Source organism: Amazonocrinis nigriterrae CENA67, from assembly GCF_016056305.1.
Taxonomy (GTDB): domain Bacteria; phylum Cyanobacteriota; class Cyanobacteriia; order Cyanobacteriales; family Nostocaceae; genus Amazonocrinis; species Amazonocrinis nigriterrae.
Window position 1 is genome coordinate 1 of the sequence record NZ_JAECZC010000069.1, and the last position, 22230, is coordinate 22230.

At 42.6% G+C, this 22230-nt stretch carries 17 protein-coding genes; 9 read left to right on the top strand and 8 right to left on the bottom strand.

Annotated elements, in window-relative coordinates:
* Positions 1 to 198: 198 nt before the first annotated feature.
* The 3 genes from I8748_RS26655 (at position 199) to I8748_RS26665 (ending at position 3720) form a co-directional block, all read left to right on the top strand.
* On the top strand, positions 199 to 1329 hold the full coding sequence (locus I8748_RS26655) for an aryl-sulfate sulfotransferase (protein WP_198127537.1): 1131 nt from the start codon (positions 199 to 201) through the stop codon (positions 1327 to 1329).
* Positions 1330 to 1615: 286 nt separating this feature from the next.
* Positions 1616 to 2287: a glutathione S-transferase family protein gene (locus tag I8748_RS26660; RefSeq protein WP_198127538.1), complete on the top strand. Its 672-nt coding sequence runs from the start codon at positions 1616 to 1618 to the stop codon at positions 2285 to 2287.
* A gap of 179 nt (positions 2288 to 2466) precedes the next feature.
* The gene (locus tag I8748_RS26665; protein ID WP_198127539.1) at positions 2467 to 3720 is read left to right on the top strand and encodes a glutathione S-transferase family protein; all 1254 of its coding nucleotides are present in this window, start codon (positions 2467 to 2469) and stop codon (positions 3718 to 3720) included.
* 213 nt (positions 3721 to 3933) lie between these two features.
* Here the strand turns inward: I8748_RS26665 and I8748_RS26670 are convergent, their stop codons facing one another.
* A complete protein-coding gene (locus I8748_RS26670; RefSeq protein WP_214662775.1) occupies positions 3934 to 4410 on the bottom strand; it encodes a Spy/CpxP family protein refolding chaperone in 477 nt (158 codons plus the stop codon).
* A 440-nt stretch (positions 4411 to 4850) separates the two neighbouring features.
* On the opposite strand from I8748_RS26670, the gene I8748_RS26675 reads away from it, so the two are divergent.
* Together I8748_RS26675 and I8748_RS26680 are read left to right on the top strand one after the other, a co-directional pair.
* A complete protein-coding gene (locus I8748_RS26675) occupies positions 4851 to 5084 on the top strand; it encodes a hypothetical protein (RefSeq protein ID WP_198127541.1) in 234 nt (77 codons plus the stop codon).
* A 3-nt stretch (positions 5085 to 5087) separates the two neighbouring features.
* Positions 5088 to 6275, top strand: coding sequence for an anion transporter (locus I8748_RS26680; protein ID WP_198127542.1), 1188 nt, complete (start codon positions 5088 to 5090; stop codon positions 6273 to 6275).
* Here the strand turns inward: I8748_RS26680 and I8748_RS26685 are convergent.
* Positions 6253 to 7242 carry a glycerophosphodiester phosphodiesterase gene (locus I8748_RS26685; RefSeq protein ID WP_198127543.1) on the bottom strand — a complete coding sequence of 330 codons (990 nt, stop codon included), beginning with the start codon at positions 7240 to 7242 and terminating at the stop codon, positions 6253 to 6255. The two genes, I8748_RS26680 and I8748_RS26685, sit on opposite strands and share 23 nt — an antisense overlap.
* 258 nt (positions 7243 to 7500) lie before the next feature.
* Here I8748_RS26685 and ligA point away from each other — a divergent pair, with 258 nt between their 5' ends.
* The 4 genes from ligA to I8748_RS26705 all read left to right on the top strand — a co-directional run bounded on the left by ligA (position 7501) and on the right by I8748_RS26705 (position 15306).
* A complete protein-coding gene (gene ligA / locus I8748_RS26690) occupies positions 7501 to 9531 on the top strand; it encodes an NAD-dependent DNA ligase LigA (protein ID WP_198127544.1) in 2031 nt (676 codons plus the stop codon).
* A 358-nt stretch (positions 9532 to 9889) separates the two neighbouring features.
* Positions 9890 to 10594, top strand: a complete 705-nt coding sequence (locus I8748_RS26695) for a hypothetical protein (RefSeq protein ID WP_198127545.1) — start codon at positions 9890 to 9892, stop codon at positions 10592 to 10594.
* Positions 10595 to 10901: 307 nt separating this feature from the next.
* On the top strand, positions 10902 to 13289 hold the full coding sequence (locus I8748_RS26700; RefSeq protein ID WP_198127546.1) for an EAL domain-containing protein: 2388 nt from the start codon (positions 10902 to 10904) through the stop codon (positions 13287 to 13289).
* Positions 13290 to 13524: 235 nt separating this feature from the next.
* Positions 13525 to 15306 (top strand): Rieske (2Fe-2S) protein, encoded by a 1782-nt coding sequence (locus I8748_RS26705; protein WP_198127547.1) that lies wholly within the window; start codon positions 13525 to 13527, stop codon positions 15304 to 15306.
* Between the two features lie 175 nt (positions 15307 to 15481).
* Here I8748_RS26705 and I8748_RS26710 read toward each other — a convergent pair whose 3' ends face one another.
* The 6 genes from I8748_RS26710 to def form a co-directional block, all read right to left on the bottom strand.
* Complete coding sequence (locus I8748_RS26710; RefSeq protein ID WP_198127548.1) at positions 15482 to 16060, bottom strand: HMA2 domain-containing protein; 579 nt, start codon at positions 16058 to 16060, stop codon at positions 15482 to 15484.
* A 207-nt stretch (positions 16061 to 16267) separates the two neighbouring features.
* Entirely contained in the window at positions 16268 to 16573 is a 306-nt protein-coding gene (locus I8748_RS26715) for a DUF5132 domain-containing protein (protein WP_096555490.1), read from the bottom strand.
* 75 nt (positions 16574 to 16648) lie between these two features.
* On the bottom strand, positions 16649 to 18970 hold the full coding sequence (locus I8748_RS26720; protein ID WP_198127549.1) for a heavy metal translocating P-type ATPase: 2322 nt from the start codon (positions 18968 to 18970) through the stop codon (positions 16649 to 16651).
* A 454-nt stretch (positions 18971 to 19424) separates the two neighbouring features.
* A complete protein-coding gene (locus I8748_RS26725; protein WP_198127550.1) occupies positions 19425 to 20123 on the bottom strand; it encodes an HMA2 domain-containing protein in 699 nt (232 codons plus the stop codon).
* A 34-nt stretch (positions 20124 to 20157) separates the two neighbouring features.
* Positions 20158 to 21447 (bottom strand): hypothetical protein, encoded by a 1290-nt coding sequence (locus tag I8748_RS26730; protein WP_198127551.1) that lies wholly within the window; start codon positions 21445 to 21447, stop codon positions 20158 to 20160.
* 93 nt (positions 21448 to 21540) lie between these two features.
* Positions 21541 to 22074 carry a peptide deformylase gene (gene def / locus I8748_RS26735; protein WP_198127552.1) on the bottom strand — a complete coding sequence of 178 codons (534 nt, stop codon included), beginning with the start codon at positions 22072 to 22074 and terminating at the stop codon, positions 21541 to 21543.
* Positions 22075 to 22230 lie beyond the last annotated feature (156 nt).

Sequence of the window (22230 nt, forward strand, 5' to 3'; positions counted from 1 at the left end):
GTTGCTTAAACAACGGTAAACCGCTCGGAAAACCGTGGTTAAACTACTAGCAAAAGTTATCACAGACAATTTCAAAAAGCAAGTGGTATGGGGCATTGGGCATTGATGAGGGGATGGGAAGAAGTAACTAATGCCCCATGCCCAATGCCCAATGCCCCATTCCCAATTCCCGATTAAATATATTTAGTAGGTGAGATTATGACTGTTGCAATATCAACATCTATTGACCAAAATACTATTCGCCGTCGAGGTACTGGTTTAAGAGCTTACAATCCTGACAAAGCATTTAAAGGGTATACTCTTTTTGCGCCACTGACAGGTAAGGGAGAAGTCTATCTACTAAACCTCGAAGGCGAAGTAGTACATCAATGGAATCTACCATATCCCCCAGGGTTATATGGTTATCTTTTACCCAATGGTAACCTCTTTTATAACGGTAAGACTCCACCAGACGATTCATTACGTTTTCCCTTGTGGCCTGCATTCAAAAGTGGTGTTGTTTTAGAAGCAGATCCTCAAGGAAATATTATCTGGGAGTATAAGCATCCAGACCACCATCACGATGGCCGCAGACTCCGCAATGGCAACACAATTCTACTAGCTATTGAAAAAATACCTCAGTCTTTAGTCTCCCGCATCAAAGGCGGCGTACCAGGAACAGAAGCAGACGGAGATATCTATGCTGATGTACTGTACGAAGTAACTCCTGGTGGTGAAATTGTCTGGACTTGGCACGCCTACGAACACCTAGATCCAGATATTTTTACCATTACTCCCCAGGATCATCGTCACGAATGGACTCATGGTAATACTGTGGGCGAACTCGCCGATGGCAATATTATAGTGAGCTTTCGTAACATCTCTACAGTTGCGATCGTCGATCGCCAAACAGGAAAGATCATCTGGACGCTAGGTGATGATGTACTAGCACAGCAGCACTTCCCTAACGAATTACCTAACGGCAATATCCTGATTTTCGACAACGGCGCACATCGCCGTCATACTGCACTCAATTTCTCCCGTGTGATTGAGGTCAACCGCCAAACTAAAGAGATAGTTTGGGAGTATACCGACAGTCCGCCGCACAATTTCTTTAGTTCATACATATCAGGAGCGCAACGTCTAGCAAATGGCAATACTTTGATTACAGAAGGTGCTTTCGGTCGGATATTCGAGGTGACAATTGAAGGGGAGATTGTCTGGGAATACATCAACCCCCATTTTGCACTTCGTAATGTTCCTGGTGAGAAGTCGTTGGTCACTCGTGGAGAACAAAATTCAGTTTTTCGAGCCTTCCGTTATGCACCTGAAGAAGTGCCTTGGCTCTAGTGCAAAAAGTTTGGTTAGTGTTGCTAAATAATTCCAAATTAAAATTTGGCAATTATTAGGAACTTGACAATTAAATATGCAAAATTATCTTGTGGGATGGGTGTCCTCACCCGTCCCGGTTTGAAGGGCGGGCAGGATGCTCACCTCACAAGATAATTGATTTCTTGGAAGTTCCTTAATTATTGATAAGTATTTTAGTAACGCTAACAGTTCAAAATTTGGGATTTTGAATTATTATTCATTTCCCAATGCCGTTTCAGAATCCTATTCACAAAGGAACTTAAACATGGCTGAAATCAAAGTCTACAGTGCAGTTACTTGTCCTTATGCTCACCGTACTCGTTTGGTACTGCAAGAAAAGGGTATTGATTTCGATTTGATTGAGATTGATTTGCAAAACAAGCCAGAAGGATTTACTAAGGTTTCTCCTTATGGGAAAGTGCCTGCAATTACTCACGGCGACAACCGAGTTTGGGAATCAGCAGTTATTAACGAATATCTAGATGAAGTATTTCCCGAACCTCCATTGTTACCCAAAAATCCTATTGATAGGGCACAGGCTCGCATCTGGATCGATTTTGCTAATACTAGATTAGTTCCTGCTTTTTCTAATCTTTTGCGAAGCCCAGATTCCCAAAAACAAGAAGAAGCTAAACAAGAACTATACAAACATCTGGAATTTATCGAAAATGAAGCTCTAGGAAAGCTCTCTAAAGACGGCCCCTACTGGTTTGGTGAATCTATCAGTTTGGTTGATTTCACCTTTTATCCTTGGTTTGAGCGCTGGCCAGCACTCAAGCAGTATCGTGGCTTTAGCATACCAGAGGAATTTACTCGTCTACGCCAGTGGAAACGAGCTTTGAAAGAGCGTGATTCAGTAAAAGCGATCGCTAAGCCTAAGGAATTCTACATTGAGCGATATGCTAAATTTGCTACTCCTACTCCTGTAGCTGTCTAGCAAGATGAAATTGCGCTCAAATTTGTAGAAAAAAGGAGCCAGGAGTCGTCTATATTCTGACTCCTGTATGGGTACTGCTGCGGCAGCACCCCTCCTGAGTCCTAACTACAGACTCTGGATTTTTACACAGAGTTTACTATAAAATACTATAAATCTACCTAAATAGTGTAGTTAGTGTCATGAGTAATACTAAAAAAGTTAGTGACGACCTCAGCGTAACTGGACAAGTAACACTATCGAGTTGGGAAGAAATATTAGAAATTGCTCAAAAAAATACCCCTGCTAGACGCGTGCGTAGACCAGGGCAATCGCCTTCTACTGCTCCCATTCCTAGCAGTCTCCACAAACTGTCTCCAGATACAGAACCGCCAGTGTTACTTTACCGCGATACTAACTCTTGGTGTCCTTTTTGTGAAAGGGTTTGGTTTGCTCTGGAAGAAAAGGAAATTCCGTTTGCAACGGAGTTTATCGACTTAAGTAACAAGCCTAAATGGTATACCGATTTAGTTCCTACAACTCTTGTCCCCGCCGTGAAAATTGAGGGCAAGTTAGTCTATGAATCTAAAGATATTCTTTTAGCATTAGAAGAACGATTTGGGCCAACCTTACTCCCTGAAGACCCAGAAGAAAACGCCATTGCGAGGCAGTGGCTTGAGGATGCTGAAACCAATGGTTTTAGGAATATCGCTTACAAATTCCTCAGACAACCACCTGAAGATGCTAATGAATTAGCCAACTTACAGGCAGCTTTTGAAGCTAAATTAGACGAACTTGAACAAACTTTAGGAAAGTATCCTGGCCCTTACTTTTTGTCAACTTTTAGCATTGTAGATCTTAGCTATAGCCCTCATTTAGACCGATTAGCGGCTAATTTACCTGTTTATCGAGGATATCACCTCAAGGGAAATCCACGTTATCTTCGTATCAATGCTTGGTTTGAAGCACTCAACCAACGTCCTGCTTATCACCGCGTTAAATCGGATGAGATTACTAACAATTTACTGCTACGCCGCAGATGGGGAGTAACACCCATTGGTAATCTTTTACCCCCCGACCCAGTAATTAGCGATGAAATCCAATTTAGGGCAGAAGCCGCTGAAAGATTGACTGATAACCGAGAAGTTGCCATTGGAGACATTCTTAAAAACTCTGGAGTGCAAGCATTGGCGGTAAATGGGGACACTTCAGCAGTCAAAGAAGCAGTTTATTTGCACCTGCGACTATTAGCTGACTATCTCATCAATGGCAATGGCACACCATTACCCTGGGGACGCGTAGGCGGTAAGGACAATGCAGACCCACTTGTGGCTGCTGTAGGAGCCATCACACTCGCTTATGTGAGAAATCGCATATGTGCGCCCCGTGACATGAGTGCCGGTGCTGCAACTGCATTTCGGGCAGCAGCTGATCAGGTATTGGCATCCCTCTATTAACGTGAGTTCGACAAGTGCTGTTTTGACCTCTCCCCCAACCCCTCTCCTACAAGGAGAGGGGAGTAAAACCCTTATTTTTTCGTTTCTCCTCCCTCTTCTTACCCAGACGCAACGCGATCGCTTGCTTCTTTGAAGGAGTACGCCTTAATGGAGAGGTTCATCGAATTCACGTCTCTATGAGTAAAAACTTCCACATATCAAATCACTATCAGTTCAATCAGATGAGTCTTGCTTCCTATAACCACGGTGTTGTTTCATTTTGGCTTGTTGTTCTGGGGTGAGAATTGCCTGAAATTGTTGCCTTTGAGCGCGTTGAATTTCGTGAATTTTTTGTTTTTGCTCTGCTGATAAATTGAGCGAGCGTATTATCCTGATTGGGGATTCATGATAACCCTGAGTTGCAGCTTTAAATTTTTCTTGTTGCTCAGAAGTTAAAACAGCGAGGATTTTGGCTTGGGTTTGCTCTTCTATCTGTTTTGCTTTTGTTTTTTGCGTGTCAGTTAAATTTAGGTCGGATATTCTATCTGAAGCTGTAGATCTATCTGTTGTAACAGAAGAACTACTTGCATTTTCGGTAGAGTTATTTGGAACTGCTGAACTACTAGGCGATGATAATTGTTCGCATCCCGCAGTTAAAATAACAATTGTCAAAGCACCTAATAAAAGCTTTAAATTCAACTTACACTCCATAAGTATCTCTCTTCTTGAAATGAGCATCAATTAGATTTCAGCAAAATCAAAATATAGTTGTAATTATTTTGATATCAATATCTAAAAAATATACAAAATAGCTATTTTTTTGAAAAAAATACTTTCAAATCCTAATAATAAGATTGAATAAAAGTTATCTCTTTGTAAGAAATAATTAAACCTATATTTGTCTCCGGTTTTCTTGTTAATCACTTTTTTTATTAGCCAGTTATTTAAATAAAGAAAATTGAGTGTTGTTTTACCAAAGCTTTCTGATTTCAATAGTGAACTTTATTTATTATTAACGCTGATTTACTTCCAAAATAAACATGACAATAGTCATAAATATAGCCATGACTTTTTTCACAAATTGTAATTGTAAACCTGTATGAATAAACTTGATCTTGACGAAATAGACGCAATGAATCAAACTATGCACTTTGCTATATAATCTAGCGCAAGGAGTAATTGGGGTTGCCGTTAGCATTGGTGCTGCCCTCAGTAATTCCTTGGCTGGCTTTGTAGCTAAAGAAGCTGAGTACAACGCTAGCTTTTTGAGTATGGCTGCGATCGCCGCCTCTGCTTTAGCTTTCTTTTGGTTCTTTATGCCGGAAACTAAATCTACATCCCGTTCGATAAACTCTCAATCAGAGTTAGCTACGGTTGGGGAGTAAGCAATGGTCGTTCTGCGATACCTGGTAATTTTACTGACTTACATTGGTTTGGGGCTGGGCTACTTACCCGGACTGCGGATGAATCGTGCCACGATCGCTCTTGTTGGTGCAGCTTTGTTGATGGCATTGGGATTACTGGATCTGCCTGCGGCGTGGAGTGCCATCGACTACAAAACACTCGTCTTCCTGTTCGGCATGATGATAATTAGTGCTAATCTAGCAGCTTCCGGTTTTTTCCAGCTTGCTATTGATTATACAATCCGCCACATTCACAGCCCATTTGGGTTATTAATAGTACTAACTTTTGGTAGCGGCTTTCTCTCGGCGCTCTTCCTCAATGATACGATCGCCCTCATTCTGACACCTCTGGTAGTCGGCATCACTCAATTACTGAAGCTCAACCCTATTCCCTACCTGTTAGCACTGGCTGGCGCGACTAATCTCGGTTCTGTGGCTACCCTCAGCGGCAATCCTCAAAACATTTTAATCGGTTCGTTCTCTGGTATTAGTTATCTAGACTTTGCCAAAGCTTTGACACCACTAGCTTTAGTGAGTTTGGTAATCCAGGTGGTTTGGTTGTGGTGGTTGTATCCAGAGGTGCGATCGCTTCGTCCTTACCTGAAAGTAGAACCACCTCACTACCGCATCTTCAAACCACTGTTAATTAAGAGTCTGCTAATTACTGCTGGATTACTAATAGCGTTTTTGGTTGGCATTCCGACTGCGGAAGCTACCCTAATTGCCGCTGGATTATTACTAGTAACACGTCGCCTCAAACCAGAGCGAATTCTCCAAAAAGTGGATTGGGATTTGCTGCTGATGTTCTGTGGACTATTCATCCTCACCGAGGGCGTACAGAAACTCGGTGCGCTGGAATGGTTTTCCCGTTTCGTTCACGAGCCTTTGAGCATTCTGGGAGTAACAGTGTTGTTGTCAAATTTGGTATCAAATGTGCCAGCAGTACTGTTGCTACATCACCTAATTCCCCATCCTGACACGCAAACTTGGCTACTGCTGGCGGCTGCTTCTACACTGGCTGGAAATTTGACGCTGCTGGGTTCTGTGGCCAATTTGATTGTAGCGGAGGCAGTTGCTAAGAGAGGATATCGGCTAACCTTTGGGGATCATTTGCGATTTGGGCTACCATTAACAGTTGTGACTTTGGCGCTTACCTATTTTTGGATTTTTTAACCGTATCTGGATAATCACTAAATACGCCATCAATCCCCAAGCTGAAAAACAGGTCATATTCCCCTTGAGGATTTCCTTGAAAGTCTAGTGGTAAAAAGATGTCTTCATTGCGGAAAGTCCAAACATGAACTAGTAAAGAAACTGCATGTGCATCAGTGACTAAAGATGTTGGTGACAGCAATTTATTAGTATTATCTCTAGGAATAAGTAGATTTTTATGGACTCCGATCGCCTGTGCATATTTCCTAATTGCTGCTAAGCCTGATGTTGTAATTAAGTCTGCATAGGTGCGAACATTACCATTAACTACAAAATCATAAGGTTGACCACCAGCGTTAATCAATTGCACTAAAGGTAAATCAGTTTTTGTCGATAAATATTGCAAATTACTCACTTCAAAAGACTGAATGAAAACAGGTGCGTTAGCTCCCTGATAATCGTTTGCTTGTAGAGTTGCTAATAGGGGTTCTTCTAATGATAAACCTATAGACTGAAAGTAGGTTGGATGCTTAGTTTCAGGATAAATACCGATAGTACGATTACTTTGGGTACTTCTAATTTTAACTAAATCAATAATTTCTTGGAGTGTGGGAATTTCCAACAGTCCATCATATGCTGTATTTTGTTGGCGCAGTTGGGGTATGCGTTCCTTGGCTCGTAGTGTTTTCAGTTCTGCAAGCGTAAAATCTTCTGTAAACCAGCCAGTTTTTGATTCTCCATCTATAATTTTGGTAGTTTGAAGATGAGCAAATTCTGGACGGTCTGCAACGTTGGTGGTTTCGGAAATTTCGTTTTCATGACGAGCAATTAAAACACCATCTTTAGTGGAAACTAAATCTGGTTCAACATAGTCACATCCTAATGCGATCGCTAATTCATAAGCAGCTAAAGTATGTTCTGGACGATAGCCGCTGGCACCTCTATGGGCAATGATAATGGGGGGTGTACCTGGGAAATTTTTAACCATGACTGGGTGTGCAATTGAATGGAACGATTCAGATTAAACCGAGTAACCTAGAAAAGTAGCTTGTGTTAATCTCAAGTACCTTTGCTAATCGTAAACTGATTGACATCACTCGATTTATATGCAATCTAAGACAGGGATTCCTAACCAATTTCTTTCGCTACCCTCATCCTTTTAAGATAGAACTATACAAACAAGGCCTGCCTATGCGGGTTTCATCGTCTTTAAACTCTATTCCTAAAGTATTTAGCAAAAAATCTAATGATACAGATTGAGTCAGTAGGAAAACGTATAGAAGAATTGCGCCAGTTGTTGCAACAAGCCAGCTATGCATATTATGTGTTAGATGCACCAATCATGGAAGATGCAGTTTATGACCAACTGTATCGAGAATTGCAACAACTGGAAACTCAGTATCCTGAATTAATTGCACCAGATAGTCCCACTCAGCGGGTGGGTGAGAAACCAGCAACGCAGTTTACCTCGGTGCGGCACAATATCCCATTGTATAGTCTGGAAAATGCATTTAATGTTGATGAGTTGCAAGCCTGGGATCAGCGTTGGCGGCGACAAGTACCGACCATAACCGCTGTAGAATATGTCTCAGAACTGAAAATTGATGGTTCTGCGATCGCCCTTACCTACCAAAATGGCATTCTAGTCAGGGGTGCAACTAGGGGTGATGGAGTCATGGGTGAAGACATTACCCAAAATGTGCGGACAATTCGCTCAATTCCGTTACGCTTGAATTTAGCAGGTTTAGAAAATCTGGAAAAGGTAGAAGTGCGGGGTGAGGCGTTTTTACCTTTGGAAGTGTTTAAACAAATCAACGAGGAACGCCTTAAAGCAGGTGAACAATTATTTGCCAATCCACGCAATGCCGCAGCTGGTACACTCAGACAATTAGACTCCCGCATTGTAGCCAGGCGGCGGTTAGATTTTTTTGCCTATACGCTGCACATTCCTGGTATGGATGATGCGAGTATTTCCAATACGCAATGGGAAGCTTTGGAGTTGTTGCAAAATATGGGTTTTCGCGTTAACCCTAACCACAAGTTGTGTAGCTCATTAGCAGAAGTGGCAGAATATTACAAATATTGGGACACTGAACGACTGAATTTAGCTTACATGACTGACGGGGTAGTAGTAAAGCTGAATTCTTTTAAATTACAAGAACAGCTAGGGTTTACCCAGAAATTTCCCCGGTGGGCTGTGGCGTTGAAGTACCCAGCAGAAGAAGCACCCACCCGTGTAGAAAATATTGCTGTGAATGTTGGGAGAACAGGCGCGTTAACTCCGTTGGCAGAAATGCGCCCAGTGCAACTAGCGGGGACGACTGTTTCCCGCGCTACTTTACATAATAGCGATCGCATTGCCCAATTAGACATCCGCATCGGTGATACTGTGATTGTCCGCAAAGCTGGGGAAATCATTCCTGAAGTGGTGCGGGTACTCAAAGAACTCCGTCCTGCTGACACTGAACCATTTGTCATGCCTAGCAATTGCCCTGTTTGCGGTCAGCCAGTGGTGCGAGAATCAGGTGAAGCCGTGACTAGGTGCGTTAATGCTTCCTGTGCAGCAATTCTCAAAGGCTCAATTGAACATTGGGTAAGCCGTGATGCTTTAGATATTAAAGGCGTGGGCGAAAAACTGGTGCATCAACTCGTGGATAAAGGTTTGGTGCATTCCGTTGCTGATTTATATGAGTTGACAGAAAGCAAATTGTGTGCATTAGAAAGGATGGGGCAAAAGTCAGCAGAGAAATTAGTGGATGCGATCGCGCGATCGAAAAATCAACCTTGGTCAAGGGTATTGTATGGTTTAGGCATCCGTCATGTTGGCAGTGTGAATGCTCAATTATTGACACAAAAGTATTTGACAGTAGAAGAATTGGCTACAGCAAAGCAGTCAGATATTGAAGGTATTTACGGTATTGGCGCTGAAATTGCCCAGTCTGTATATCAGTGGTTCCGCATCCATGCCAATCAAACTTTAATTGAACGCTTGCAACTAGCAGGATTGCAATTCATAGCCGAAGTTACAACAGTTGGTGATGGTAATCAAAAATTGGCTGGTAAAACTTTTGTGATTACGGGTACTTTGCCAACTTTAAAGCGCGATGAAGCAAAGGTATTGATTCAAAAAGCTGGTGGTAAAGTGACTGATTCCATTAGCAAAAAAACTGATTATTTAGTTGTAGGAGAAGATGCCGGTTCTAAATTAGATAAAGCGCAGGAGTTGGGAATTAATCAGTTAACTGAAGCACAGTTATTGGAAATTTTGGAGAGTTAGCTAGCCTGCAAGGGATAGATACTTTGTATGGGCGTATATCTGTACGCCCTTATGTCATATGTCGCAAAGATGATTGAACTCGGTTTTATATCAAGTTCAGATGATTAGTTGTTAACCTCAGTTCAGGATAAGCAGAAACCATTATTCTATCGTTGGCTAAAATTCCTATTCCTTCGTATAACTAACAGCGAAATCGTCTTAACCCGAACTGAGGTTAAGTAGAAACCCAGTTGCTTCAGTTCAGTTAAATTACGGTTCCAAATTAGGTTTAGCGGATTTTTTAAGTAAAATCACGGTTAGAGAATTCATAGTGTAAGTATAAACTAGGGCTGCTGTAGAAAATACTTACATAAATCAGATGAAGAACTCAAAAACACAACAAATTACACTTATAGGTCAATCTAACCCGTCAACAGTATTAGGTGAATTTCACATTCATATAGATGCTCAGAGACTTGCAAACCCTTTCGAGAAATTCCTCACAGAGCAAGAATTTTGGAATTCTGACTTTTCAGGGTATCCAGAAGGACTTGCTCATTGTCCTCCGAAAAAGCATCTCACTAAGAAAACCACAAGTGTGCAAGACTTTCGAGGAAGCTTTGATGCTATTGTCGATTATTTACAGGATAATTCTGAAGATATAGAAGGTTATATAGAAGCAGAATATGTTCCTGTTGACGTAGAGATTGAGGAAATACCTTTTAATCCAGCAATTGAAATTCCTTTTAAATTGCAATTGTCATCTCTGACACCTGGAACGTTTCGTCAAGATGAACTACACATTACTTTGTCACGAGCAGAATCAGACCCCAAGTTAATTAATTCCCTAAGAAATATGGGATTTTATTCAGTTTATATGGAAAAAACATTTGGGGAAGTAGAAATATTTACTGCTCAAGGAACATACAAAATGATACGTCAAATTTTGCCAAAGGTTATTACTTATCTTAAAACAGCAGGAGGTGCTGTCAAATGTAGCGTCAAAGAGGAAAGAATAATTAAGTGGTGGATGAGTTCACCGGATCTAATACTGCCTGCTGTGATCAATTCTGTCGATAGTTAATACTATTTTGGGTTTTTGGTTTTGGATTTTGGATGAGGAATTGCCTTAAAGGTTGTTTGAAAAGTATCAATAATTTGGATTCCAAGCATAATCAAAGTACAATTAGCCTTTCCAAGTGGAAACACAGCAAAAATAACCAGTCACCCTAGTTGGGAAACCTAAAACAATGCTGGACTCATCGCAATGCGCTGTCTATTTTTTAACAAATGTTAAAACGAAAGTCATTTTTACAACTTAGATAGATTGCAATATACCCTTTACTTTATGTAATCTGCTGTAGAATGATTCCTCTAAAAGCCAGAGTATTGTGAAGAGTCAACCCGATTCAGCCTATCAATTTAGCCTATCACAACCGTTTTCCAACCGCCTATGGTGCGTTCCGCGTTTCTTCAGTCTCAGAAACAAAATTATTGGCGGCTATGCTTTAGCTCTTAGCATTGCCATAGGAGGAACGACGGTTGGGTTGACCCTTGGCAATTTCTACCAGCAACAAGCAAGTGCTATTCGAGACAGTGCTAATCAGCAAGGTCGGCTTTTGAGTGACTTGCAAGTTGCCATGCTTGAGACTCTACCGACTAGAGAGTTCGTTCCTCTGTTGCGAAAGCCTACAGAGTTTAAGCGACACAAGTCACAACTAGCTATTCGATCTGCGGAAATTAAAGCACTCATTTCACAACTACAGTCTTCGCCACAAACTACAACTATAAAAGACTTGGAGCCTTTGCTACATAAGGCTCATCAGGCAACAGAAAAATTCTATCAACAGATAGCGGTAGTACTCAATCAGGTAGAGCCGCTGATATTACAGCCAAAATCAACTGATGCAGCTCAGAAATTAATCACAGACTTTACAAGTGGTTATGAATTTGGTGCAATTGTCAGCCGTGCATATGAACTTACAGCTTATATTAAAACAGCTCGAGAGCAGGAGTACCAAGCAAAGCTTGCTTTGCTAGAAGCAGAGAATCTGCGAAACCAGATTATTGGTAGCAGTATGTTGTTCTCAGTTCTGTTCGCTGCGGTGTTGGCTTTTTCTACCAGTCGGGCGATCGCACGACCCATAGAAGCTGTGACTCAAGTCGCTCAGATAGTCAGCTATTCTTCAGATTTTAGTCTGCAAGTTCCTGTCACTACTTCTGATGAAATTGGGTTATTGTCAACATCCTTTAACAACCTGATTAAAACTATAGCAGCGTACATCCAAAAACTTTCACAAAAGAATCACAAACTACAGCAAACAGAGGAAGCGCTACGAATAGCTCATAACGAGCTAGAAATGCGTGTAATAGAACGGACAGCAGAACTGGCTAAAGCAAATCAGGAATTGCTAATTGAAATCACAGAACGTAAGCGAGTCGAGTCAGAACTGCTGCACCTTGCTTTTTACGATGGACTTACAGGTTTACCCAACCGCGCTTTATTTATGGATCGCCTCAAACATGCGGTAGATTATTCCAAGCGGCATTCAGATTATCTATTTGCTGTGCTGTTTTTGGACTTAGACCGCTTCAAGTTTATCAACGATAGTCTGGGACACACATGTGGCGACCAATTACTACTTACTGTTGCTCAAAGACTTAAGGAATGCTTGCGTTCCATAGATCTAGCTGCACGGTTAGGAGGAGACGAATTTACAGTCTTGCTGGAAGGGATGAAGGATGTCAGTGATGTCATACGTGTTGTTGAGCGGATTCAAGAAAAACTTGCACTTCCCATCACTCTACGTGGACAAGAAGTGTTTACCACAGCGAGTATTGGTATTGCTCTAAGCGCCACAGGTTATGACCAACCAGAAGACCTTTTACGCAACGCCGACCTGGCAATGTATCGAGCTAAGGCACAAGGCAAGTTACGCTATGAGCTTTTTAACTCCCAGATGCATGTTCAAGCAGTAGCACGCTTGCAATTGGAGACTGCTTTGCGCCGAGCTGTTGAACGTCAAGAGTTTCGGATTTACTATCAACCAATTGTCTCACTGATCACTGGCAAGTTAACTGGTTTTGAAGCACTTGTGCGTTGGCTGCATCCAGAACATGGGATTATTTTTCCAGAAGAATTCATGCCAATAGCCCAAGAAACTGGGCTAAGTATCTCCATTGATGAGTGGGTGCTGCATGAAGCATGTCGCCAGGCAAAACAGTGGCAAGATTTATTCCAAACCAACTCAGCGAATCTAGGTGAGCGACCTTTGATCACCAGTGTTAATCTTTGTAGCTCACGATTCAGCCAAAACAAACTGCTGTACCATATTAATCAAGTATTAAAGGAAACTGAGCTAGATGCACAGAGTTTAAAACTAGAGATTACAGAAAGTGTAATTATGCAAAATGCTGAAAAAGCTACTTTTATGCTCAAGCAACTCAGAAATTTAGGAATTCAGTTGGCAATTGATGACTTCGGTACAGGCTATTCTTCATTAGGTCGGCTGCAAAATTTTCCGATTAATGAGTTGAAGATTGACCGCACTTTCGTGAGTGGCAGCGGTATTGATCAAGGTAATTTAGAGATTATTGAAACAATTATGACGCTATCTAAAAAACTGGGTGTAGATGTGACAGCCGAAGGAATAGAAACCGCAGAACAGCTGAAATTTATGAGGGCTATGAAATGTGAATATGGGCAGGGATATTTTTTCTCGAAGCCTTTAGACAAATCTGCGGCAGAAGCTTTAATTGTGGCGAATCCTCAGTGGTAGGATTTAGGGGAATTGGGAATTGGGCATTGGGAATTGGGAATTGGGAATTGGGGAGGCAGTGCGTTCGGTCGCCAGACTTGAAGCATCTGCCGTCATTGGTGTCAAGTTAAAGCTTCAGCTAACTAGTCCCATAGACCACAAGAATTTAATAAAATTTAGTTATGCAGAATAGATGTGTTTTAGCTTATCCCTATAAAAAAGGCTTTTAATCCAAAATCCCAAATCCTAAACTATTATGACTCAAATATTTGAAAAACCAAGCCAGATAGACCCCTATGTTCGTGTTGCTAAACTTGCGGATGTTGAAGCAGCGGGTAGTTTAGTAGTTAGGAGTGAAAAACATACCATTGTTTTATTCTACTCAGACAATCAAGTCTATGCAATTGATAATCGTTGTCCCCACATGGGCTTTCCCCTCCACGGCAGTACTTGCAAAGATGGTATTGTAACTTGTCCTTGGCATTATGCCCGCTTTGACCTGGCTAGCGGGGGAACTTTCGACTCTTGGGCCGATGATGTTCCGTCTTTTCCTGTAGAAATTCGTGATGGCGATGTTTGGGTAAATCTAGCACCGCCTGCTGATGCCCATGGACACCATTATCAACGTCTTCAGGATGGTTTAGAACAAGGTATTTCGTTAGTGATTGCCAAATCAACGATCGCTTTGCTAGATCTAGGTGCAGATGCTACTGAACCGTTCCAGATGGGGTTGGAATTTGGCACTCGTTACAACAAAGCCGGATGGAATACAGGCTTAACTATCCACACCTGCATGATGAATCTGCTACCCTATTTAGATGCAGAAGACAAACCCCGCGCCCTTTTTCAAGGACTTTCGGCGGTAGCTAATGATAGTGCAGGTGCGCCGCCTCACTTTGTAGTTCACCCGTTACCCAATTCCACCGCTGACTTGCACACTCTTAAAGGCTGGTTCCGTCAGTTTATCGAAGTGCGGGATAGTGAAGCTGCTGAAAGATGTTTGGTATCTGCAATTCGGGCGGGGGCTAATTCCAATCAGATTGCAGATATACTATTCACAGCAGCCACAGACCACCGTTACATCGATATCGGTCATACACTCGACTTTATCAACAAGGCCCTGGAAGCACTCGATGGTGTCGGTTGGCAAGGTGCAGAGTCCGTTTTAGCTAGTTTGGTTGCTGGTTTAGCAAACGCCTCCCGCATGGAAGAGTCTAATTCCTGGCGCTACCCTGTGGATTTGGTGGCAATTCTAGACTCTGCCTTTGCACAGTTACCCGCAGCTTTGGCAGCAGGAAAATCACAACAAGGAAGTTGGTCTGGTAAAGATCAATTAGTACCGATTTTATTGGGAGAAGACCCCCAAGCGATCGCTAATTCTTTGCTAACTGCCCTACAATCAGGTTGTACTGAAGAACAGTTAGCTAGTGTAGTCACTTACACAGCTGCTCTGCGTGTCGCTCGTTTCCACACCAATAACGATTTTGGGGATTGGAATGCAGCACACCATCCATTCACCTTTGCCAATGCAGTCCATCAAGGATTACGCCGAGTACCTTCAGTGGAACTACTGCGCGGTGTGTTTGATGCTGCCATGAGCGTATATTTAAATCGTTTTTTAAATGTACCACCAGCCAGACTTCCAGAACCAAAAGAACAAGTTCAAAATCCTGAAGAATTACTTAAGCAACTACCAGATTTACTGGATCGCCAACAACAAGTTAACGAGACAGGTAAATTAGTTGCTAATTATTTATACAGTGGTGGTTCTGCCGAGCGACTAATGGCAATGTTGGGTAAAATGATGTTGCGGGAAAACCGCGACTTTCATGTCATCCAAGAAGTAGAAGCAGCTTTTCGCCAATACTCTTTCCTTGGTCAAACTCCTGCGGGTACTCACTTAATAATTGCAGCAGCTAGGTATTTAGCCGCACACTCGCCAACCATGCGATCACAAGGGCAAACCTATCAAATTGCCGACAGATTGCACAAAGGCGATCGCTTGTTTGTTGAAGGGGAAGGGGAAGGGAAAGGTTGAAATCATGCCTGTAGTGCAAGATTAATTATACGTGCTTAAAAGGAAGTTAGAAAGGGAAGGGAAAGTTAAAGGTTTGCCTTTGGTAAGCAAATAAAAGCTTCAATAGTACAACAAGAAATTACTTCCCCTTCCCCTTCCCTGCTTCCCTTTCCCCTTCCCTGCTTCCCCTTCTTCATCATTCATTACTTGACTGTGCCTGATGTATACCGTGCAGTTTAATAAAACTATCAAAGGCGTACCATGCCAACACATACCAAGGAATAATGTCAATTCGCCAACCCTGCTTCAGCAGTTGTCTCACAGCAAGGATGCTGAGTCCAAAGGGGAAAAGTAAGCGCAAATCAACCGCACCGTTGGTAGCTTGTTCAACTCGCTTGTTCAAGTCCACAACTGCACTTGAAATGTCCATCGCTGCTTCAGATTTACCCTCGGCAATATCGCCAAAAATAATTCCTAAATCCAGTAGTGTAGCGACAACATTATTCCAACTGTCATCTTTACCATCGTGGTTGATGACAATACTACCCTGACTAATATTAGTTCGCACTTGAGTAACGTTCGGTTGTGCTTCTAATGCATTAACAATGCGTTGCATTTCTTCAGGTTGACGGTGCTGACGAGCAACTCTCAACCGTAACCTTTTTGGGGTATTGCTAACAATTTTTGTAGATATTTGTTTGGATGGTCTACTTAAGCTTGCTTGTTCCATCACTTTCGGTATCTGGGTGAGATTACCATGACTATTTGTTAACACGCAGCAGCCCTCAGATTAAGGATGAAGTATGAACTATGAAGGATGAAGGATGAAGGACAAATTTTTTAAACTTTATCCTTCATCCTTTTTTTAGTTATTTGTGAATTGTTATTTAGTCTGCACAAACACTTTATCTGTTGTTGTTGGTCATTAGTCATTAGTCTTTTGTAAATACTTTTGACTAATGACTAATGATCAATGACGGTTTCATCCGTTATCAATGTTGTTGTCACCAGAACTGCTCGCAGCTTCAAATACTGGTGTTTCTTTGGATTCTGCAAGCTCGGCTTTGGCTTCAGCTACGATATCTTCCCAGGTTTCACCCAGTTCTGCAAAGGCTCCTTTGCTTTTTTCGTAGGCGACAATTCCGCCTTTGATGATTGATTTAGCTATGGGTTTACCAATTCCTGCCACAATGGGAAGGATGACAGGAGCTAGTATTACTGCTCCTATACCGGCTATGATTCCAGGAGCGCCAGCTTCTTCAACAAAATCAGTAATTTTAGGTGCCATGATTTATTTGTCTCCAGTCAATTAGAACATTGTATGAAAGCTTTTTAAAGTACTCTACCCAAGATGGTGATCTCATCATGCTGATGGTAGAGTTTTCTTTGGTGAATTTTTGAGAATTGGACGCAAACCATTTACACCGGCAACTATGGTTGAGCCATTGTTAACTACCGTTGCTCCTAAAGGATTAAGACCAAACAAAACGGCGATCGCTAATGCTCCTATGTTAGGAATAAGAATTAGACCAGTGTTTTGCTTGATTAGTTGCCTAGCTTGACGAGCGATCGCGATCGCCTCTAATATGCCATGCAAGTCGTTTTGCATTAACACTACATCTGCTGTTTCGCGGGCAATCTCAGAACCATTGGCAAAAGATACTGAAACATCAGCGTAGGCTAAAGCTGGGGAATCATTGATCCCATCTCCCACAAATGCAACTGTCTTGCCTTGTTCGTGCAACTCACGGACAACCGTTGCTTTTTGCTCTGGAAAAGCTTCTGCGTGGGTATGCATCGGTGCAATGCCCAGTTGTGCAGCTACAGCATCAGCTATTCGCTTGTTATCTCCGGTGAGCATGTGAACTTCTACACCTTCGACCGTTAACAGTTGGGTAATTACTTCCCGACTTTCTGGACGGAGAATATCACTATATCTTATTTTACCTAGAAGTTGACCGTTGCTGGCGACATAAATCATTGAAGCCGCCCGCTTGTTATGCCCATTCAGTGCTTCCATATCAATGCCTTGTTGGCGCAAGAAGCGTTCGCTGCCTACATAAACAGTCTCTCCTGCAATTTCAGCTTCTACGCCTAAACCTAGTTGATAGTTCCACTTGCTACGGCTGGGAATTTCGACTTGCTGTGCTTCGGCGTAGCGGATGATGGCTTCAGCTACTGGATGTGTCAAACGCTGTTCAGCCGCTGCTGCTAATGCCAAAACTTGCAAGCTAGATACAGAAGGATTGAAACTGACAACTTCAGTGACATCAACTTCGCCTTTGGTCAAAGTGCCTGTTTTATCAAAGACAATGGTGTCAACTTCTGCTAACTTTTCTAACGCCCGTCCGCTGCGGATGAGAATACCGTGGCGTGCTGCGTAAGTCAGTGCTGCTAAAACTGTGGTGGGAATGGATACCCGAATGCCTGTGCATAAGTCGAGAGTGAGGATACTGGCTACTCTAGCTGGGTTACGAGTCAGGGCAAATACTGCTCCACCCAGTAACAAAGTTGGCACTACAGCTTTTTCAGCAATTTTAATGGCGTGGTTTTCCATGCGGGTATCATGGACAGGAGCTTCTTCCATTAACTTGATGCTCTGTCCAGCACGAGTATCATTTCCTACCCGCTCTGTTAAAATATAAATCCGTCCTTCTCGTACTAAGGTGGAAGCAAAGACAGGCTGTCCTTTGGTTTTTAAAATTGGTACAGACTCACCAGTGAGTTTTTGCTCATCTATCAGCGCTTTCCCTCGTAGGATAGAGCCATCAATCGGTATTTGTTCCCCAGGATAGACGATAACTGTATCGCCGCGTTGTACATCTTGAATAGGAATTTGGAACTTCTGTTCATCACGTTCAACCCAGACAAATTGTCCGAGACAACTGAGTAAATCCAGAGTTTGTGATTTGGAAGAACGAGCAGTGCGATCGCGGATATTTTCGCCAATTTCAATTAAACTCAACATCAGTGCTGGTGTGAGAAACTGACCTTGGACTGTAGTAATGGCGATCGCCATAAAATCCAAAAAGTCGATATTCAGTTTTCGCTGTTTGACAATTCCTTCAACGGCTCTAGTGAAAACTGGCCAAGTCGCTAAAGCAATGGTTCCCGCCACCATCATTGGGGGAACGGATAATCCTAAAGGCCCTCCTAGCACAGCTAAACCAGTGGCGACAGCAGAAAGTTGTATACCAGGCCAAGATGCCTCTGAATCGCCTGCTGGCTGAGCAGCTGATGATTTTTTAGCGGCAATGATTGGCACTATATTGGTATCACTAGCAGTCTGGAGAAGACAGATTAAGCGCGATCGCATCTTCGTATCGGTAACTGCACTAGAGTTATAAGTCACAACTAACGACGCTGCCGCAGCCTTGATTCTGACGTTTGTCACTAGGGGATCAGCTTCTAGTAAGGATTGTAGACGTTGAGCGTAGTCTGCATCGTGGCGTAAGCGAGGCACACGTAACCGCACCCTTCCTGAAATTGTATGGACAACACTGTAGGTAACTTGGGAAATTTGTCTAGAGGATTTATGGCTCTTACCTAAAGAAACTTTGCCATTCTGTTTTTCCAAAGTTTTGTAAGACTTGGGAGCTAAAATCACTTCTCCATTCTTTTGTCCTACAATCTCGTGAGGCATTTGCACAGGAGAAGATGTCAGTTGAACCGCGACGTTTGCCATTCCTTCACTCTCATACAGGTTGATAAGTTTGTTGGTTGTTCAGCAGCCTATTTTAAAAGTGCTGAGTAGGGGCGCAAAGCCTTGCGTCCTTACTTGTGAGTGCTGATTGTTGGGAAGCCAGTGTTGTGCTTTGGTTTTCCAGGTTTTAGCAACTGGCGTTGCTGAGTGAAAGTAAAAATACTTTCATCCTGCTTTGTGAACGTTAGTTCATGGGGCATTTCTGAATTTAGAGAGCATAAACAGCTCTCAGTTTTTGGAGATGAATTAGGTAAGTGCAAGACTCTTGATCGGACTTACACCTAAATCACTCTTTCAAACTCTAATTTTTTTGGGTTCTACTCTACAAGAAGCCGCGGTTGCAAGCGTCTTCGGGCTTTTTTTGGGAATAACGATTAGGCATAGGCAAAGGATGAATACGTCTATACGTCCTTTGCGTAAGTCGTGAATGACATCTTCAAGATGCCTTTGCAGCGATCCCCGCAGACTCAATCAGACTCGCTAGATGCGATAGTGCTGCTGCAAAAACGTTTTGCACTCGCTTTTTAGCATCTCGCAGCATTGGAGTTTCATAGTTAATGACAATTGATGCTGCATCCTTATTGACTCGCTCACTCTTGACTGTCGGATCTGCTTGGAGCAAAGTCTCTAAGCGTTGAACAAATTGGGGATCTGAGGCTATTTGAGGTATGTGAAACCGGACTCGTCCGGGGATCGCATGAGCAATGCTATATTTTACCTTTGCAAGTTGCTCGGTTTTTGAAGCATGAGTCAGAGAGTCACAGACAAGTGGTGCTGTGGTTGGTTGCTCAATGGCAACTTCTACATTATTCTTGCCAGACTCACACGAAGTAGCCAACTGCTCTAGTGATATTACCTCTGGCTGGGAGGTAATCACAATAGCTCGCGCAGTGAGATCAACTTCCTGATTGACTACCCAACGTTGTTGTTGCAGCAATTTTAGTAGGCGTTGCTGGAAGTTTGGATCTTCACTCATCCGAGCTAGGGAAAATCCCAATCCAGGAATGATATAAGTAATTTTATGAACTACCTTAATAACTACCTTGACAGCCTGCTGACAGACGCGATTTGTCTGGGTTGCTATTGTCGAAGTTTGTTGTGAATCCAAGGTCGATGACGATATGGAAGCATACATTTTTGTCCTCCAATGTTCCCAACTTGGGAAAAGTCTACAACGGTAAGTTAGCCATATAGGCTAGGGAAAAAAACAGGCCTGAAGATTTCATATCAGCCCATAAGCTCGATAGATCTAAGATTTGATTCTCAGATGTCGTTGTAGCCTCTATAGCTTCATCGGAAGCGGCGGGAAACTCAATGTTGTTGTCGGTAGTTGAGATTTTTCCCCCCGCTGCTTGGAGCATTGGGAATAGGGCATTGCTAACTTCTTCGCCATGCCCAATAGTTGCATCACCTTGTAGGTGGAGTTTTTGATCAGGCTGATTTACTGGTTCTTGTGGCAGTTGCTGAGCTATGGCTTTGATGGAATCTGTGGGTGGGTTGGTCTCCAAAGCCAATTCCATCAGATTTACCCAATGACTTAAACTAACATCACTTGGCTGATAGGCGATCGCTATTGATCCCGCATCGCTATTCAAACGCACGTTAGTGACGTGGGGATCAGTTTTCATCAATCTCTCAAGTCGCCGTCCATAGGCGTGATCTTGGGCGATTCGCGGCACATGCATCCTCACCCTTCCCGGAATGGCATGAACAACTCTGTAGGCGATTTTTCTAGCCTGTGCTGTCTTTCCACCCTGATCATGAGATGATGGCGGTTCTATTTGGCGATCGCTCGTTGATAAGGAAGACTGGAGCGATTTGATTTCTCTAACAGTATGTGAATTCTTGCTGCTTTCTGTTGGTGAAACTTGCGGTTCTAGATAGTCAATTACCCTACGAGTTGCATCTGAGGTAATCATATAAACTGGGATCGCTGCCAAACCACTAATTCCCAGTCCTCCTGTCACTGCTAACCCTGTCATCAAAGGGATGAAGGAAATCGTCTGCTCCTTCCAAAAATCAACAGATTTCCACGCTGCAAAGGGATCTATATTGCTGAGTGTCTGAGGCGAAGTTTCAGGCTGTTGAATATTAAATTGTTGAAGTATCCCCAACATCTGCGGCAATGAAACCAGATTTTCATCAAAGGTAACTACCAAGCTGCCTGTTTGCTCATTGGCATAGGCTTCTTTCACCGCTTTTTGCTGCCGCAAATCCTTGGCTATACTTTCTAATTTTGTATTAAAACTACTGTCAGTTGCACGAATGCGTATGCGTCTATTGGTTGCATGTATAATTTGCAATCCTCCAGCAGACATTTGCACTTTCGAGCGTGCAGTGGCTCTACTGGTATTCTGATTGTCTTGGACTTCATCGCTTTCATGCTGAGTGGAGTTTAAGTCAGCAGACGATATTTTTGACTGCTGACTTAACACGCGACTACTGATAGATTGTGTCATTTAACCGATAGTTTCACCCAAAATAAGGTTAACAATAGGTTAAATATAACCTAAATTTAGGTAACTAGTCTCATTCTGAAGAATTATTTTGAATTAAGTATTGTTAACTACCCGATTTTGGTATTCTTGCTCGGTGATCATATCGAGAGTGTTCTCCAGACGATCTACAAAGACGATCCCATCGAGATGGTCATACTCGTGTTGAAATATGCGAGCCACAAAATCAGTTAATTCTTGCCTTTGTAACTTGCCTTGGCGGTCGGTGTATTCAACCTCAATTGCTTGATACCTGGGAACTAACCCTCTAATACCGGGAACGCTTAAACAACCTTCCCACCCTTTTACAACTTCAGTAGAATGATCAACTATCCTAGGATTGATCATAGCAGTAGGTTCCATTTCTGGGGCATTGGGATACCTGGGATTTGGACGGGAGGCCACAATAAATAACCGACAAGATTTTGCAACTTGAGGCGCAGCAATTCCCACACCATTAGCCTTAGCAACAGTAGCGATTAAGTCATCAATGAGTTTTTGAACACTTTCATCGTGAATATTTTCAACCCAAGCAGCCTTTTGTCGTAGGATAGGGTTGCCTAATTGAATGATTGGTGTCAACTCAGCCATTAGTAAAACTCCTTTTGTAAATTGGGAATGGGGAATTGGGAATGGGGAATTGGGAATGGGGAATTGGGAATGGGGAATTGGGCATTGGGAATTACTTATTTGTTTTGTCTCCCTCATCTCCCTCATCCCCCTTATCCCCCTCATCTCCCCTGCACC